Origin of the sequence: Proteiniphilum sp. X52 (assembly GCF_003712195.1) — a bacterium.
GTDB lineage: Bacteria > Bacteroidota > Bacteroidia > Bacteroidales > Dysgonomonadaceae > Proteiniphilum.
This window is the reverse complement of record NZ_RDSD01000004.1, coordinates 141,014-158,562: the sequence shown is the minus strand read 5'-3', so window position 1 is coordinate 158,562 and position 17,549 is coordinate 141,014. Positions and strand designations below refer to the sequence as shown.

At 44.4% G+C, this 17,549-nt stretch carries 12 protein-coding genes; 1 reads left to right on the top strand and 11 read right to left on the bottom strand.

Going from position 1 to position 17,549, the window contains the following annotated elements; translation table 11 throughout:
- Nucleotides 1–471 precede the first annotated feature (471 nt).
- Nucleotides 472–2,109 carry an alpha-L-fucosidase gene (locus D7D25_RS05435; protein ID WP_122967941.1) on the bottom strand — a complete coding sequence of 546 codons (1,638 nt, stop codon included), beginning with the start codon at nt 2,107–2,109 and terminating at the stop codon, nt 472–474.
- Between the two features lie 465 nt (nt 2,110–2,574).
- Here D7D25_RS05435 and D7D25_RS05430 point away from each other — a divergent pair, with 465 nt between their 5' ends.
- Nucleotides 2,575–2,877: a hypothetical protein gene (locus tag D7D25_RS05430; RefSeq protein ID WP_185140219.1), complete on the top strand. Its 303-nt coding sequence runs from the start codon at nt 2,575–2,577 to the stop codon at nt 2,875–2,877.
- 152 nt (nt 2,878–3,029) lie between these two features.
- Here the strand turns inward: D7D25_RS05430 and D7D25_RS05425 are convergent, their stop codons facing one another.
- The 10 genes from D7D25_RS05425 to D7D25_RS05380 form a co-directional block, all read right to left on the bottom strand.
- Nucleotides 3,030–3,941: a BT_3987 domain-containing protein gene (locus tag D7D25_RS05425; protein ID WP_158602544.1), complete on the bottom strand. Its 912-nt coding sequence runs from the start codon at nt 3,939–3,941 to the stop codon at nt 3,030–3,032.
- 21 nt (nt 3,942–3,962) lie between these two features.
- Entirely contained in the window at nt 3,963–5,930 is a 1,968-nt protein-coding gene (locus tag D7D25_RS05420) for a RagB/SusD family nutrient uptake outer membrane protein (RefSeq protein WP_255417201.1), read from the bottom strand.
- Nucleotides 5,931–5,941: 11 nt separating this feature from the next.
- The gene (locus tag D7D25_RS05415) at nt 5,942–9,031 is read right to left on the bottom strand and encodes a TonB-dependent receptor (protein ID WP_122967939.1); all 3,090 of its coding nucleotides are present in this window, start codon (nt 9,029–9,031) and stop codon (nt 5,942–5,944) included.
- 20 nt (nt 9,032–9,051) lie between these two features.
- Complete coding sequence (locus tag D7D25_RS05410; protein WP_122967938.1) at nt 9,052–10,425, bottom strand: IPT/TIG domain-containing protein; 1,374 nt, start codon at nt 10,423–10,425, stop codon at nt 9,052–9,054.
- 520 nt (nt 10,426–10,945) lie between these two features.
- Nucleotides 10,946–12,493: an alpha-L-fucosidase gene (locus tag D7D25_RS05405; protein WP_255417200.1), complete on the bottom strand. Its 1,548-nt coding sequence runs from the start codon at nt 12,491–12,493 to the stop codon at nt 10,946–10,948.
- A gap of 35 nt (nt 12,494–12,528) precedes the next feature.
- Nucleotides 12,529–12,915, bottom strand: a complete 387-nt coding sequence (locus tag D7D25_RS05400) for an L-rhamnose mutarotase (RefSeq protein ID WP_019537826.1) — start codon at nt 12,913–12,915, stop codon at nt 12,529–12,531.
- Between the two features lie 87 nt (nt 12,916–13,002).
- Complete coding sequence (locus D7D25_RS05395; RefSeq protein WP_019537825.1) at nt 13,003–13,926, bottom strand: amidohydrolase; 924 nt, start codon at nt 13,924–13,926, stop codon at nt 13,003–13,005.
- Between the two features lies 1 nt (nt 13,927).
- Nucleotides 13,928–14,944: a zinc-binding alcohol dehydrogenase family protein gene (locus D7D25_RS05390; RefSeq protein ID WP_122967936.1), complete on the bottom strand. Its 1,017-nt coding sequence runs from the start codon at nt 14,942–14,944 to the stop codon at nt 13,928–13,930.
- Between the two features lie 4 nt (nt 14,945–14,948).
- Nucleotides 14,949–15,881 (bottom strand): aldo/keto reductase, encoded by a 933-nt coding sequence (locus tag D7D25_RS05385; protein ID WP_026326981.1) that lies wholly within the window; start codon nt 15,879–15,881, stop codon nt 14,949–14,951.
- 29 nt (nt 15,882–15,910) lie between these two features.
- Nucleotides 15,911–17,542 carry a RagB/SusD family nutrient uptake outer membrane protein gene (locus tag D7D25_RS05380; RefSeq protein ID WP_122967935.1) on the bottom strand — a complete coding sequence of 544 codons (1,632 nt, stop codon included), beginning with the start codon at nt 17,540–17,542 and terminating at the stop codon, nt 15,911–15,913.
- Between the last annotated feature and the right edge of the window lie 7 nt (nt 17,543–17,549).

Below are 17,549 nucleotides of genomic sequence, written 5' to 3'. Positions count from 1 at the left end.
TACACCCTTATCACGGTAAATAGAGGGGTGGTAGGTATCATAAGAAAACAACTTACCATTTAAAACAAAGATACATAAAAATATTCGGTAAAAATAGCCGATTTTTATTAATAAAAAAATAAGCAATCAAACTCAATCATAATATTCATCTTTGTCCAAACCAATAGGTTAAGAAATGAAACAGCTCATTAGTGCGGACATAAGAAAGAGTTCTTTGACAAGAGGGATGAACGGCAGAAACGTCGCTATGCTGCCGTAGAAGCCATTAGTTTGGCTTACGGCGGATAAAGTGTCGTACACAGAGTCTTGGATATAAGCATAAGCGCTTTATGCAGAGGTATATCTGAAGTAAAGCGGGGCGATTCTGTTCCGGCAAACCGTATACGCAAGCAAGGGCATGGCAAAAAAAGGCATGAGGGCTACCCATTGGAAAGAAAAAATTAGAAGTAAAAGCTTTGTTCTCATCTCCTTTTAGTCACAATTAATTTTCAAGGCAAATGAAATTTCATTTGGTTTTACACCTTTAGGCAGATCAACCACTAATCCATCCGAAGTTTCAGTGAATGATATTTCTTCATTACTCCCCAGCATCGAGATTTTTTTGATTGACCCTTCCAGCAAAGAACTGCCCCTAGCCAATGATTTTATTGTCACTTTATCACTCTCCGGCCAGGCCAATACATGGGCATATAAAATATTCCGTTTTGTTACAAAACGGATATCTTCCGAAGTATAGGGGGCATGTCGTCCTTCGTTGAATCCTTGCGCATGGAGGGGGTTGGAGGCTTCGGCTACAGGTCCTTCACCAAATATCTTCCACACCCTGGTTCCGAATACGGCTTCTTCATTCACTTCCATCCAGGATGCCATATCTTCCAATATCTTCTGTTCCTTATCGTCTATGGTTCCATTACCCTTCATTGGCACACTTAACAACATATTACCATTTTTACTGATAATATCGATTAACATGTGCACGACAGTCTTGGCCGGTTTATACCAATCATTGTTGTAAACACTTTCATCATAATGCCAATGCCCCAGGCAAGTGCATGTTTGCCATGGTTTATCCTGCTTTTGGTCAGGAGTGCCTTTTTCCACATCCCACACTAAACACTCTTTTTGTTCATCGGTTAAAATTTTAGCGAAAACCACTGCCTCGTTTTTCCCATTGTTTTCTCTCAAGCTCTTGTTATAGAAATGGGCCACAGCACGTAACCCCTGATCACTAAAAGGCCAAAGAGGCATACTCGTGTCATCATAGTATACCAAATCTGGATTGTACTTATTGATCATATCAACATTCCGGTCAAAGAAGTTTTGAGAATATTCCTGCGAGGGGATAGAGGCTCCATTTCCCCATCCCCACTGACTATGAATCATGTGAGTGTCTTCACTATTCTTGCTTAATGGGTGATCTTGAACGTATAAATCCTGAGGGTTATACCCTTCCCACCATTTTCCTTTTCCATCTTCTTTCGTCATTTTTCCATCATAAGGAATTCCTGCCTTGGGACCCTCTTTATCTGATCTTTGAGCTGTTTCATACCAAGTCCAGGCATGAGCCGAATGTATGCTGACGCCAAAATATAAATCGTTTGCACGAGCTGCTTTTTCCCAACCCGCGACGATATCTTTCTTCGGTCCCATGTTTACGGAATTCCAAGGTTGATGCTTGCTATCCCACAAATCAAAATTATCGTGATGATTGCCTAAGGTGAAAAAGTATTTGGCTCCTGCTTTTTTGTATAATGCCATTAACTGATCAGGATTCCACTCTTCCGCTTTCCAGAGATTAATCACATCTTTAAATCCAAACTCGGACGGGTGGCCGTAATTTTGAACATGCCAGCCATATTGGTCTCCCCCTTCGTCATACATCCCACGCGCATACCAATCACCTTGTTCCGGCTGACATTGCGGGCCCCAATGTGCCCAAATACCGAACTTCGCATCCTGGAACCATTCCGGAGCTTCTCCGTATTGGGAGAGTGATTCCCAAGTAGGTTCATACTTCCCCTCCATCATTGACTCGTGTGGTGACACTTTACAAGAGATGAAAAGAACCGCAGATAAAACAATAATAAATAAACTCTTAATAGCTTTCATTTTGTATGTTGTTGATTTAGTATTAGTTTGCTCGACTATTCAAACCCTAATTATAGCCATCATTCTGTTCAAGATTCTTATTGATATTCAACTCCGAAAAAATTATGCTGCCTGCTTCCCCCTCCCCCCCTTTAAGTTGCATTGGTTAATTGAACTTACATCCTTGCCGTGCTTTGATGTTAAAAAAGCAACTCCTCGAAGAGTGATTAAAAGAGAAAGAGTTTCAATTTTCAAACAAAGTAGGGTTGTATTTTGTTCTCTAGTTCGAACAGGTGGTGGCAGTAAGGTAAATCCCGGCAAAATGCATAGATTGACAGGAATTGGGATACCAGGCACCTGCTCAATCTTATCGCGGGATATTGTATCGCAAATAATTGGAACATTGCGGCCAGATGGAGATATGCGGGAGGGGCCCCCTATTCCCCTATTGATGAATCGCTCTCATCGGATAGGGAAGCGTGGGAGGTGACAAACCAGGCTTATATTGACTACTCCCGCTTCAATACGCTAAGGCTGAGCGATTCGCATCAACTCGATGTCCGGGTTGACAAGGAGTTCTATTTTAATAGATGGCTGCTCAACCTCTATGTTGACATTCAGAATGTTTACAATTTCAAAAGTCAGAGACCTCCGATATATACAAATAGGAATCAAAACGGAGACATAATTTCCGATCCGGGAGGAGACTTTTCCAAACAGGGACTGAGAGTGCTCGAGGAGAGTAGCGGCACAATTCTTCCAACACTCGGACTGATTATCAAGATGTGACCAGGATGTGTTTTATTTTCTCTCTCATCCGATATTAATAATTACTCATCAGGTTTGGTATTACAACCCTTATGATCATTTATTATGGATAAAGTAAAGAAGAACCACCCTAAATAATTTTAGCTAATTCAGATGGTTCTTCTTTAAAAACGCTATTTGGTGAATGCCCCTTTCATGCGATAGCGGGTAGTTCCCTGCATGTAGTCATACCAGAAAGTAAAACCTTTTTCTCCAAAAGTGGCTTCACCGTCAACAATACTCATTGATTTCCAAGGATGAACGCTAAAATCGTTTGTTTCACCCATTCTTTCAAATACAACACAGAAATTATCAATTGCCCTGAAATAATCACCTCCCGGATCGTACGAGTTCGTATATTCGCTGTATGTCTCTCTTTCCTTATCATGAAAGAAACGTACGGCATTTTCCGAAACAGCTGTCAATGTGCGCTGAATGCTTACAGGGACAGGAAGCCCCATCTCAATCCATTCTCCATTCTCGTCCTGGACCAATGTGCTTTTCGTAGCTTCCAGTTGAAATCCTCCGGAATAATCATTCGTGAGGTTCAGAGTCAATATCAGTGAAGCATCCTCTTCTGATTTCATATAATCCGATACTGACTCAATCTCGAAACTGACAGCATACAAAGAATCACAATGCAATCCCGTACTTTTGATTTTGAACGGGAGGCGGGCGTATATTTCACCTGCTTTGATGGTTGTTGACCAGGAAGGGACACTCACCAACTCTGTGTCCAGAAGCTGGTATTTGACAGGCCTGTCCAGCATGAATCTGTTATTATACCATTCCACCAAGCCGTCATTTTGTTTGAACGTCACTTTTACGTCCCGGTCTATACGCTGTGAGCCACTCACTGCAACGGAAATGTATGTGTCCTCGTTATCTCCGAAGGGTAAGTCAACAGAAAAAACATTATCATAGGCTCCTACAATATATACCTCCTTGCGATACTGTTCACTTGCCAGGGGATCGACTACTTCGCATGCGCTAAATAGGATTGAGACAACCATCAACCATGGTACAAATAATTGAATTTTTCTCATAACTATCATCTTTTAAAAGTTTTACCAGCCGGGATTCTGGACCAATTTGGGATTTCTGTCAAGTACTGTTCTGGATATTGGCCAAAAGTAATTTTTATAATCAAAATACCTCCGGGCTTTATCATTTGTCAAAGTCGTGATCGTGTAGAATACTTCACGTTCCGATCTCCTTGCTTTGATGTTCATCCCCAGCACCGGACGGTTATAGGCATCGTATGCCTCTCCCCATCGGCGGAGATCAAGATAACGGTGTCCCTCGCAGTTAAATTCTATGCGGCGTTCAGCCTTGATAAGGTCACGCATCTCACCCTGAGAAGGAAGAGAGGTTAACCCCGGTAATCCAGCGCGGTAACGTACCTGATTGAAAGCGTTAAGAATTTCCTCCGCATCTCTACCGGTTACTGTAATGCCGTTTTGGGTATAGCTTCCTTCCAGTTCATTCAACGCTTCCGCATAATTGAGGAGGGTTTCAGCATAACGGAAAATCGGAAATGATTTTGGCCGGATGGAACCGTCGGTGATAATGTCTTCCGGGTTCACATATTTTTTACAGGTATAGCCTGTATGGTTGAAGTCCACAGCGAAGTTTGCGGGAGGTCCTGCATTTCCGTCTGCATAATATTCAACCTGAAGGTTTTTTAAATTGCTTGATCCGGTATAAGAGGTATTCGGCCAGATACAGTGATTGAATCCAATCGAGACGTAAAAGCGCATCTCCCGGTTATCATGCATTCTGGCGACATTGCCTGAAAGTTCATAACCGGAAAAACTTTTTCCCGATCCAATCGGCTCGTGCGCCCCAATGGGTGGGGAGTAAGGAGAACCGTCTTCCATATAGAATGCGGAAGCAAGATCATGCGTGAGGTTCAGCCCGTTCATTCCCCCCATAAGGGCCGGCATGGCAATTCCGGCAGGTGAATCCTTGCCACTCTGGGTCGGATTGCATGAATAGATCACTTCGTGATTCATGGAAAGTGACACATCACCATTGAAAACTTCCGCATACGAGCGTAACGGGTCAATATCTTCCGGTGAGAATTGAGGGATCGGCCTCGCATGATAAGTCTCCATCACTATTTCAGGTAATTCTTTGGTATCATTTCTCCTTCGGGAGGTATAGAGTTCATACAGATTCATATCCATCACACGTTTCGCGGCAACCGCAGCTTTTCCCCATTTCTCGTTATCGACGGCCTGACTGATAAAATGGGCTCCGTCACTTGCGCGTCGCCAGTCGGTATACAAACCTCCACTTCCACCATTGAACCAAGGGCTCGCGGCATACAGCCTTACACGGGATATCACCGACAGGGCAGCACCTTGGGTTGGCAGGGAGATTTGCGCCATCGACCTTTCTGTAGGCAACAATTGTGCTGCCATTTCCATATTTTCACAAATATATTCAACCGTCTCGTCATAGGTCGCCCTTTCTTTCGACATCTCCTCGATACTCGCGCCAACAGAAAATGGATCATCCGGCACAATAGGCACACCGCCATACATCAGCAGTAATTGATAATAATAATAACCTCTCAGGAAGTAACATCTTCCCATGAAATCACGCCTGTCGATATCTGAAATATCTTCGAGCTCATGGATGCGCTGCAAAACGATAGAAGCTCTTCTGATGCCTATGTAATAATTGCCCCATGGATCAAAAGCGGGCGCAAACGGGGTTACTTCATCCAGCAGAAACTTGATGGCGGCATGTCTGTTATCATTGAATGAGGTGAAGTTTTCGTCGGACACTCCCTGGAAAGGCGTGGAAGCGTTAGTCCATAGATTTCCCTCATTGGGCAGGTAAGCGGCCGCTCCATGAATATACTGTTCGGTAAGTTCCTTTCGTTGAAAGACTGAGTCTAACTGGGTTGTATGCTTAAAGTAGTCATCTACATCCAGAAAGTCTTTACAGGAAAAAAAGGCGCCACCTGCCATGAACGCAACCAGTAGTGTGGCTATATCGCGGGTGTTTATTCTGATTCTTTTCATTATTCCATTTTTTAGAATGTGGCATATAATTGGATTGTATATTTTCTCTGCAACGGATATACAGCACCGTTTTCCGACGCCTGCCCCGGATCCCAGAGTTTAACACTGTCCCATACGCGCAAGTTGTCTCCGACAAGACTGACAGACAAAGATTCAAATATCCTCAGTTTTTGCACGAAGTCTTTAGGCAACGTATAGGTAATCTCTACGTTCTTCAAACGAAGATAACTGCCATCCGCCAGCCAGAATGTTGACTGACGGTTATTATTTGGATTGTTGCCGTGCGTCAGTCGCGGAAATCTGGCATTTGGATTTTCTGTAGCAGGATCCCCTGAATAGGAGGCAGGAGTCCAGCGGTTTTCCTGTTTTGTCACTATATCCAGTATATTTCCGGTGTACCCCCAGGCAAACGGATAATAACCGGTTCCCCCCAGGAAATATTCCACACCCTGCACACCTTCCAGGAGTGCATTGATCCGGAAATTCTTATAATTAAACTCAAATGCTGCCCCGTACTGGAATTCCGGGATGTTTGAATGAGAAAGCGGAACAATATCATCATCATTGATCACACCGTCCCCATTGACATCCTTATATTTTATGTCGCCGGGCCTCACATCCGACATAAAGGTTTGTTTTGGACTACTCCGGATATCATCCTCGTCTTTGAAAAGCCCTTCCGATATCAAACCGCGCATAATGCCGTAAGGAACGCCCGACCACGACTGGTAAGGATATCTGACGCCGGCCTGTTCCCAGTTGTCGACATTATTCCTTGACATCGTGAAATTACCACGAACAGTAAAATTCATGTCATTGTTGATTTCCTGAAAATAAGACCCATGTCCGTCAAAACCCCAGGAGGTCATTTCACCTATATTGGCATAAGGGAGCGTTGAATACAAGCCGGATTCAAATGGAACACTCTCCCGTTTCTGGAAGATACCGGTTGTTTTGTTTCGGAAAAAATCGACCGAGAAATCAACTTTCTCTTTGAATATTTTCCCGTCGATCCCGAAATTGAACTTCGTGGATGTTTCCCACTCCATGTTTACCGCCCCAATCTGCGTTTCACTTATTGCCGATCCGCCCCATATCCCTGCACCGACTCCTCCAACAATAGTGAGATAGGGAAAACGTATTGGATCTCCGTTACCATCCACCAGTCGGTCGTTTCCAACCTGTCCGACAGAACCCCTGAACTTAAGAAAGTTTACAAAAGGAACTTTCTCTTTCACCCATCTATACTGAGTGGGCACCCATCCGAGTGCAATGGAAGGAAATACTCCATAACGGCTTTCCTTATTAAAGTTTTCAGAGCCGGTATATCCCACATTGAACTCGCTCACATAGGTATCCTTATACGAATAGGTCGCTCTTGCCGAGTAGGCTTGATAGCGCTCCGGAATTACGGTGAAAATTCCATCTCCCCAGTCACTGTTTTTTGTCTCTTGTCTGTAGGCATGTATCAATCCGGTGACCCGGTGATCATACTGAAAGACCTGGTTATAGTTGGCTTGAAGCTCAAGGTAGTACTGTCGGTTTGACGAAGAACTTTGTGTGGCCGTCAGATCCTCTTTTGCCATCTTCCGCGTCGTGGAAAGCGAACCGTCGGGATTCCGGCCTATTTTCGGGTCTGCAAAATAGAGATCCGGGCGCATTCTGTTATTCACGTCATGCGCCCCGTTTGAGGTTAAAGAGAAAAGCCCCTGTATCGACAAACCGTCCAGGAACATGCCCAGATCCTGTTTCAATAATAAATTGGTCTTGGTGGTGTAACGCTCCTTCGCCTTGTATCCCGTATAATTCAACTGAACGTAAGGAGACATTTCGTCCGCATTCGCTCCATATACCGGAAGCAGACCGTTGGAATAGCGGACCGGAACAAGATTGGGCGGCAGGTTGGCCTGTGCTAACCAGAGAGCCTTATTATCATCACCAAATCCCGGAGAATTCTGTGAGACCAATACACTCTCGATATTCAGCGAGAGAAGGGTCGATTGGGTCACATTGGCATCCACATTGGCCCTGAAATTCAACCGATTGTGGTTCACATTGGCTGAAAAAGGAGAGTTCTTATCCTGCTTAAAGAGCGCCTCGCTGTTTATATAGCCCAAACTCACGTAATAACGGGCAGCTTCACCTCCACCGGAGATTCCGATATGATGTTGAGTATTCCAGGAATGGCTTTTCAATATCACATCTCTCCAGCTTACATTCGGGTAGAGGTCCGGATCCAGGCCGGTACGGTACAACTCCAATTCCGTTGGTGAGTAAAGGGGTTCATTACCCCTCACCACCCTTGCCTCATTGGCGAGCAGAGCATACTGATAAGAGTCCGCGTATGCCGGCATTCTGGGAGAATAGGAGTAGGTGGCATTTGTCCTGAAATTGATACTGAGCTTTCCCGCTCTGCCTCGCTTGGTAGTCACAACTACAACCCCGTTTGCCCCCCGCACACCGTACACCGCGGTGGAGGAGGCATCTTTCAATATTGAAAAACTCTCGATATCCGCCGGATTGAGGTCGTTGAGATTTCCTTCAATACCGTCAATCAGCACCAGTGCGCCCTGTTTTGCCCCGAATGTGCCAATACCTCTGATCCAAAATTCAGAGATGTCCTCACCCGGTTCACCACTGCGTGAAACGGCAATGATACCGGGGACACGTCCTGCCAGCATATTGGAGACAGAAGTGGTGGGAACCTGCAGTTCATGCGCATTGACAGTGGTGATTGCCCCAACCACGGATACTTTTCGCTGCACACCCCTTGCTGTAACCACCAACTCGTCAAGTTCGTCCACATCCTCCGCCATCCCGATCCGAATGCGGTCGTTGCTCTCGTTATACCGCACTTCAACCGTTTGGTAACCGATATATGAGTAGACTATTGTGGAACCTGCCGGGATATTGTTAAGAACGAATCGTCCGTTGAAATCGGTGGCTATCCCTGTTTCTGTCCCTTTTACCACCACGGTAACCCCAATCAGCGGTTCCCCCTGCTGATCCATTACTATCCCGGCTATATTAATCGGATTTCTTTGAGCAAACATACCGAATGATATAGCGATTACTATAAATAATAAAAATATTTTCTTCATGTGTATAAATATAAATGTTATCATAATACGGCATATCTCCTGATGGTAGCTTCCCACCATTCCACGATAAAAAAGTTACCCGCCCCGTCATAACATATGTCGCGCGGATCCAGGAATATGGCTTCTGCCGGATCACCGTTGGTTTGAGGTGATTCCGTATCCAGTGTTCCGGCAACGGTAGACACGTAACCATCTTGCATGGAGATCATCCTGATCACATTCGAGTTATTGAACTCGCAAATGTAGAGGTTGCCATAATCATCCAGGCTCATGCCCCTCGGATCTCTAAACCGGGCGTCTGTCAGGCTTCCGTCCACAACGGCACTCTGACTGGGAGATCCGGCGAAAATTTCGGAAGTCACCCCATCTGTCCAGTTGGCTCCGCTCTTGCTGAACTTGTAGATACAATACCTTCCATGGTGTGAGAGGTAAAAGCAGTCGTTGAATTTGTCATACACGATATAGCCGACAAAATCATGTGCTGGGAATAAATCTGCTCCCAGTTCTTCCGTGAGCTGAGTATTTACATTGAATCTCAGGAAACGCCCTGTTTTATGTGCGAAATAAAGCCATTCCTGAAGGGGATCATGTGCCTTATCCATCATGGTCAAACTTTGAATACGGTCGTTACCCGAACCCATTGCCGGAATCTCTCCAATTCTGTAGGGCATCCATCCGTTGTCTTTCCTGTATTCATATACGGTATGGGTGGGATTCAGAGTGGTTGTATAGACAACGGTTCTATCCTCGTTTATGGCCGGTTTCGTCAGATATACCCCATTTTGAAGAGTGATCACACTGTTTTCAGGGACAGAGACGTAACGCACTTTATTTGCAGCCGACTCCCAGGAGCCGGTTGTAATGAATCGATCGTCCCCAAGCGCCACAATTCCCGCGATTTTGTGGAAATGGGCATCGGCTAAAGTACCATCCCGGTGAAAAGCCCCCAGACCCTCACGAGTTCCTACCCCTGCCACCCATGAGACCTGTTCCGAAGCGGTATAATGAAATTTCTTGGGTGCTACTGCCTCCACTTTATCTTCCACCACAACTCTTAGATGGTTATTACCATTCGGAAGCCGGGGAGCAATACAGTAAATCGAACTTCCGTTGACGTTTACAACAGAGGCCTCCCTGACGGAAGCTCCCTCAAAAAAATAAACTTTTACTTTCTCCTTGTCATTGCCGAAATTGGATCCGCTAATCACGACTTTTTCCGAATAACGTCCCGAGTCAGGTATAAATCCCGTGATTTCCACAGGCAAATTAGGATTGAAGGGCGTACCTTTATCCGACTCCTGCTGATGCACATACGTTTCATCTTTACAGCCAATAAAGACGAGCATTCCTAAAAATAGGGATGCCAATAAAGGAATAAACTTCTTACTTTTCATTTCACATTTGATTAGATTAATAAATTAATTAATATTGACAATGAGACAACTGCCCATATGGTTTTCTTTTATTTTTACAAATAAAAAAACATGGCGATGTTACCTCTTTTTGGAGACAGAAGAGAACACTTTTTTATAGTGAGTGATAAAATATGGATGAAAATAAATTACAACATCAGCACCACGTAAATTTAGATTTATAAAAAACTGATCGTCTCATGATAATGTAATCTTGATCGTTCTTCAAAAGGTGAAAAAATATTCAACACATCACATCTTGCTGTTTAACAGCAAGAACCGTCTTTTCAAAGTTTATTGTAATTATGACAAAATTATGATACATTCTAACAAAATAAGGATAACAAATCGTGCAAATGGGGATGGTAAATCATGCAAATAAAAAAATCCCGGCAATTTATTGTTCAATTACCGGGATTAGATAGAAGCTGTTGGCAATTTTCTGATGGATTTGGAATTTCATTTATTGAAGGGGACCCCTGTCTCTTTTTCACCTATTGAATTATGCGCCGTGCTTCATTACTTCATTTACAGCCTCTGACTCCAAATGTTCTCCCACTTTTTTGTCAAAAGTGATTTTAAATGAATAAGCGTATTTACAAGGTTTATTTTCAGGAAAAGATATCTTTAGCCCCATGTCTGTTGTTTCCCAATTGATCCTTTCGTCTGAACCCAGCAGGTTGATATCTACAATTACAGCATCTCCCATAGTTTCTTGGTTTAATGATTTGATAAGTACCCCCTCATCGTCCCAATCCAGTACAACAGCATAGAAAACATTGCCTTTGGTTGTGAAACGAATGTCACGTGCCGTATAAGGAGTTGCCTCATTGTCGGAAAAAGAGCCTTTGGCCGGTTCTGTCTCTCCCTCGCCGAATTTCTTCCATGGACGTGTACCGTAAATAGCTTCGCCATTTACTTTAAGCCATTCTCCAATGGAAAGTAATATGTTTTTCTGCTCATCAGGGATGATCCCGTCAGCCCGGGGGCCTATATTGAGTAACAGGTTTCCGTTTTTACTAACGATATCCACCAAATCATGCACTATTTGTTGAGGAGTTTTGTATTCTTCGCCTTCAATATGTGACCATGATCTTTTACCAATGGAGGTGTCGGTTTGCCAGGGAAATAGCATCATTTTACCGGATTTCCCCCGTTCAACATCCCACACATGTATATTGGTAGGATATCCTTGTTTGGTATTTACAACAACACCTTGCCCCCAATCTATGGCATTGTTGTAATAATATGCCATGAACTTATTAAAATAAGGCATCAAAACGGGATTGTTTACCGTCCAATCAAAATAGAATAATTTAGGTTCATATTTGTTGACTAATTCATAAGCATGCGTTAACCATTCGCGTGCAAAATCTTCCGTATATGACTGGTCATCGTAACGCCTCCCATAGAGGGAAATGTCCATATCTTGCACATCGGAAGCGAATTCCATTCCTCCATTAAAAAACCATGCGTTTTCGGCTCTATGCGAGGATAAGCCAAAGATAAGCCCTTCTTTCTCTACCGCATTTTTCAGGAGTCCGATGACATCCTTTTTAGGGCCCATTTTCACAGCATTCCATTCATTCAGGCTGCTGTTATACATCGAGAACCCGTCATGATGTTCTGCTACGGGGACAACATATTTCGCGCCTGATTTTTTGAATAATTCGGCCCATTGCTGTGCATTAAATTGTTCAGCTTTAAAGAGAGGTATGAAGTCTTTATAACCGAATTTGTCGTGCGGCCCCCATGTTTCAATATGATGCTTGTAAACTTTATGGTCTTTCTGGTACATGTTGCGTGAATACCATTCATTATCAAACGCCGGAACCGTGAAAACTCCCCAGTGGATGAATATGCCGAATTTTGCATCTACGTACCATTCCGGGAATTGATAATATTCGGCAATATTATCCCAATTTGGCTGAAATAGGTCCGTACCTTTAGGAGAGGCAACAGAATCGATGTTGTAAAAATCTTTTTTTGTTGACTGGCATGACAGGAGTAAAAGCAAACCTATCATAGTTACTGATATTCTTTTTTTCATGAGGATCAAATTTTTAATTATGTATGCATTCTACCTTATTCATATAAATGAAATAATCGTTCCATTTTCTTCCATTTTTTCGACAGATCATCGTCACATGATGTTTCTTGAAAACCAGACATGTATTTTTCCCATTCGGCTTGGCGGGGAAGTTCGGCCAATTTGGTAAAAGCAACTTCCCAATCAAAATCCAGGGGTGTTTCCACAATCATAAAAAGAGTGGTATTATAAAAGTATATCTCCATTTCCAAGATACCCACCGAACGGATTCCCTCTCTGATTTCCGGCCAATGGTACGCCTCGCTGTGCAGTAGGATATATTCCCTTATAAGTTCCGGATTGTCCTTTAATTCTAATGTTTGGCAATAACGTTTTGTTGGAATGGTATGATTTTTCTGTGTATATCCTTTCGCCTTTTCCATATTTGATTAATCTTGATTTACAACACGATCCGATGTCATGCTGGGTTTATGAATTTCCTGTTGAATTTTTCCTATTCGTTTGGATTATTACTCCGACATGTTTTTAATGTAAGGAAGCTGCACCCACCGTTTAAAGCCGTAAAACCGGACGGCGTTTTTGCCTAAAAACAGGGCTTTTTCTTCTTCCGTCAATAAATTGGATCTGACGATAAAGTCATAAGACATCCGATAGGTAATTGCTACAATGGTGCGCGGATAATCGGAACCCCACATTAATTTGTCTATCCCGACCAACTCAATGGCTTCCCTTATTGCCCGAATTGCACCCCTGAAAGGGTAAAACTCATCATGAAAGAGCCAGGTGATTCCCCCGGATTCAATCATCACATTTTTATGCCGCGCCAGTTTGATCTGTTCCTGCCAATCTTTGCGGGTAACCATTCCAAAATGGCCGATCGCTATTCGAAGGGATGGACATTCTTTGATCACTTCCCGCATCTCGGCTACCTGTGTGGCACCGTCAGCCAGGTCAATCGAAAGGATGAGATCTTTTCTTTCCATCAGACGAAACATTTTCATCATTTCATCAGAGGTAAGCCAAACCCTCTTGCCCGTGCTGATCAATCGTTGGGCAGGTACTTTCAATGCTTTGAAAACTTCTTGGTTGATCAATTTTTCGGCATGTGCGTAGAAACCCGGTTTGCGGGCATCCACCATTCCACAACAAAAGAAACGTTCCGGATATTTCTGCTGCACTTCCAGGAGGTAGTCGTTTTGTAATCCGTCGATATACTCCTGTGTAATGACTGCCGCCGACACTTGCGCGTAATCCATGTTTGAGAGTAAAATCTCAGCGGTATTTCGCCCTTCTATCATAAAAGGGGGAAGCATCTGCCGTATTTCTCCCATAAACTCGGATTTGCCATTCTCGAGAGTCCTTATCTTCTTACCTTCCACCACGGTATCCTGATACAGCCAGAGATGTGCGTGGGCATCGATGATCGGGAACATTTTAAAAACGAATTAATATCCGGAAAACTTCACTTGGATGAGCGGACCATTTTTCTAACGCAGTCTGCGCCTCTTCAGGGGGATGGACCGCCGTGATCAATTCTTCCACCGGCAAACCACCCTTTTTCATGTATTCCATGACCGCCTTGAAGTCGGCCGGCGTGGCATTTCGCGACCCTTTTATATTTACTTCCTTTTTGACAAAGTATTGCGTGTCGAAAGGTATCCTTTCTTTCGCATATCCGATATAAACCACCCTGCCGGTATAAGCCACTTCCGAAATGGAGGCGATATAAGTCTCGGGACGGCCTACTGCTTCTATAATCACATCCGCGCCCCGTTGTCGTGTTATTTCCTGAGCACGCTCATGCAAGTTTTCATCCACTGAATGAATAGTGTATTGTGCGCCCAGGCGTTTGGCCAGTCTCAGTTTTTTGTTATCAACGTCCACGGCGATGACTTTTGCTCCCCGGAGGGCCGCCCGCGCGATGGCTCCCATGCCAATCATACCGCAGCCAATCACCATAACGGTGTCTATGTCGGTTACTTGCGCGCGATTTACCGCATGGAAGCCTACGCTCATCGGTTCCACCAATGCAAAATCGCGGACAGAAATCGCCGGGTCTGCCATTACTTTTTCCCACGGGACAAGAATATATTCTGCCATGGCGCCATTGCGTTGAACGCCTAATGTTTGATTAAATTCACATGCGTTGGGGCGCCCGTTTTCACAAGCCGGACAATGTCCACAACTGGAATAAGGATTGACTGTGGCGTTCAAGCCCGGTTTGAAAAAAGGAGGAACGTCATGCGCCACTTCTTCTATCCGGGCACCGATTTCATGCCCTGGTACAACCGGAAGTTTTACCAAAGGGTTCAATCCTCTGAAAGTGTTGAGATCGGAACCGCAAAATCCCACGTAGCCTGTTTTCAACAATACGTGGCCGGGAATAAGCTCCGGTTTGGGTGTTTCAACAACGCGCGTTTTCCCTTGATCCGTTATTTGTATCGCTTTCATTTTTTCAGTCATTAACCCATGTGTCCCGAAACCCGGGCTCGAACATCGTTTGCACTTCTTTCAACAATTCCATGTCTAAAGGGGTATTCGCATACCGGATAGTTTTCAACACATTTTCAGGGTTGGCTGTACTGAACAATGTGGTGGAAATACGGGGATTGGACACAGAGAAGCTTACAGCCAGTTGTTCAATCGGGACGCCTTTCATCTCGCAAAAACCGATTACCTTTTTTGCAAGCCGTTTCAACGATTCCGGAGCGGGATGCCAATCGGGCACGCCCCGTTGGGTCAATAATCCCATGGCGTAGGGCGAGGCATTGATAATGCCTATCTGGTTTGATTCGAAATAATTGAAATAATCGGCCAAAGAGTCGTCGTTGAGCGTGTAATGGCAAAAAGATAAAACAGACTCAACGGTTCCCCGGGGTACATGGTCAATTACATATTTAAAATGACGCAGATTCAGATTGGTTATGCCCACGTGTCTTACCACCCCTTCGTTCCTGAGATCTGCCAAAAGTGGAAGTGTTTCATCACAAATCTGTTCCAAATCGGCAAATTCAATATCATGCACATTGATTAAGTCGATATAGTCGACATGCAGACGTTCCAAACTTTCATAAACACTTTCTTTCGCTCTTCTCGCGGAATAATCCCAAATCTTGATGCCATCCTTGCCGTAACGCCCTACCTTAGTGGAAAGATAATACTTACCGCGGTTGATGTTTTTTAATGCCTTGCCCAAGACGATTTCGGCTTTGAGATACCCGTAGTAGGGGGAGACATCGATGAGATTGATGCCATTCTCGATGGCCGCATAAACGGCCTGAATGCCCTCTTCTTCCCTGATCGGATGAAAAACACCCCCAAGGGAGGAAGCCCCGAAGCTGAGATTCGAGACTTTCATGCCGGTTTTCCCAATTTCCCTGTATTCCACAATAGTCGTGTTAATCTATTCTTCAATGATTAATAACCCGGGTTTTGTGCCCAATTGGTATTTGAGTTCATAACACCTGTGGGAATCGGGAAGATGCGCCGCCATTTCTGAGTTTTGGCGGCTGGATTTATCACATGTTTTAACCCCCAGTCATTCTCGAACTGGCCAAAACGAATCAAGTCGTTGCGGCGCCACATCTCACTGAAAAACTCACGCCCACGTTCGTCAAGAATATCTTGTAGAGTGGGAGGTGTGGTTATTGTAGGAGCTTTTACATAACTGCGAACCTGATTGAATAAGCTCATGGGAGTATCGCTATTGGTTGCTGTGGCGCCACGAAGAATAGCTTCCGCCTTCATCAGCAGAATATCCGCATAACGAAGAACAGGCACATCGTTACTTTGGTTGCGGTTATAGGTTTCATAATCAGCCACCTGGATACCCCACTTGATACAGCGGTAACCTTGATTCCAACCGTTAAAATCATCGCCCACATTCATAGAAGCATCGCCGGGTATGAGTAAAGTAATATTTTTCTTAAGCGTCACACGCTGTCCGTTATACATGTAAGGCGTTGTGGTTTTGTCAAAGGAGGAAATATTATAGGTGAATAGCGCATCTTTTAAGATAATATCATTGCGTTCGTCTCCTGCCAGAGAGAAACGATCGGCCGCTTCAGGTGTGACTGTGAAAATACCACCGGCATTCCTTGAAAGGGTTATCCCGAATAACCCGGCGCCATTCGCTCCGTCATTATTGAATTTGGGCCACAATTGGAATCGGGCGTATGTCATGCCTTGTGCCGTGGCATTATCATAAGGCATCGCGTAGATGAAATCTTTAATATGATAACCGTTATCGGGCATGAATTTTTTACGATAACTGTCGCTCAGATCAAACTTGCCACTGTTAATTATATCATCACAGTAACTCACGGCATCATTAAGTCTGGAGTTTGTCAAAGTGGGTTCATAGTCGGCGACATCAGCGCAAGAGTAAACAGCCCAATTTAGATAGAGTTTAACAAGGAGAGCCTCAGCCATCCATTTCGTGGGTTTTCCATACGTGGAAGCATCCACATTTTCGGACAAGCCGCCGGAACGGATGGCGCGAAGCAGATCCTCCTCTATAAAGGCTGCCACCTTGGCACGCGGAGAACGTTCGATCGCCTCATCACTTCCAACGACATGGTCCAAGATAGGAGCATCGCCAAACATATCCATAAAAATGAAATGATAAAAAGCGCGCATTGCCAAGGCTTGAGCGATAGACTCATCGCTTGCCTCGTCGCCTCCGAGATCCACAATAGCCTGATTACACTTGGTGATGACTCCTGTGATATCGCCAAGCCAATCGATATGCGCGTCATCCGGGTTAGTCATGTGGAGCGTTGCGTGGACATAATTGCCCCCGTCATACCAGTTGCCACCATAAGTGACCGCCGCGAATTCATCGGAAGACAACCACGCGGCTTCCGTGTAACGGCGCCCCAAAGCGCCACGGAATCCATAGTATAAATCTGCCATTTTCGCTTCGGTGGCAATGTCGGAATTCGGATAGGAAGTGTAGGTGGATTTGATATCTACATCCAAATCGGTACAGGCCATGGCTGATGATAACAGCAAACCTGCAAGTAAGGTGTTTTTGATATAGCTCTTCATTGTAAGT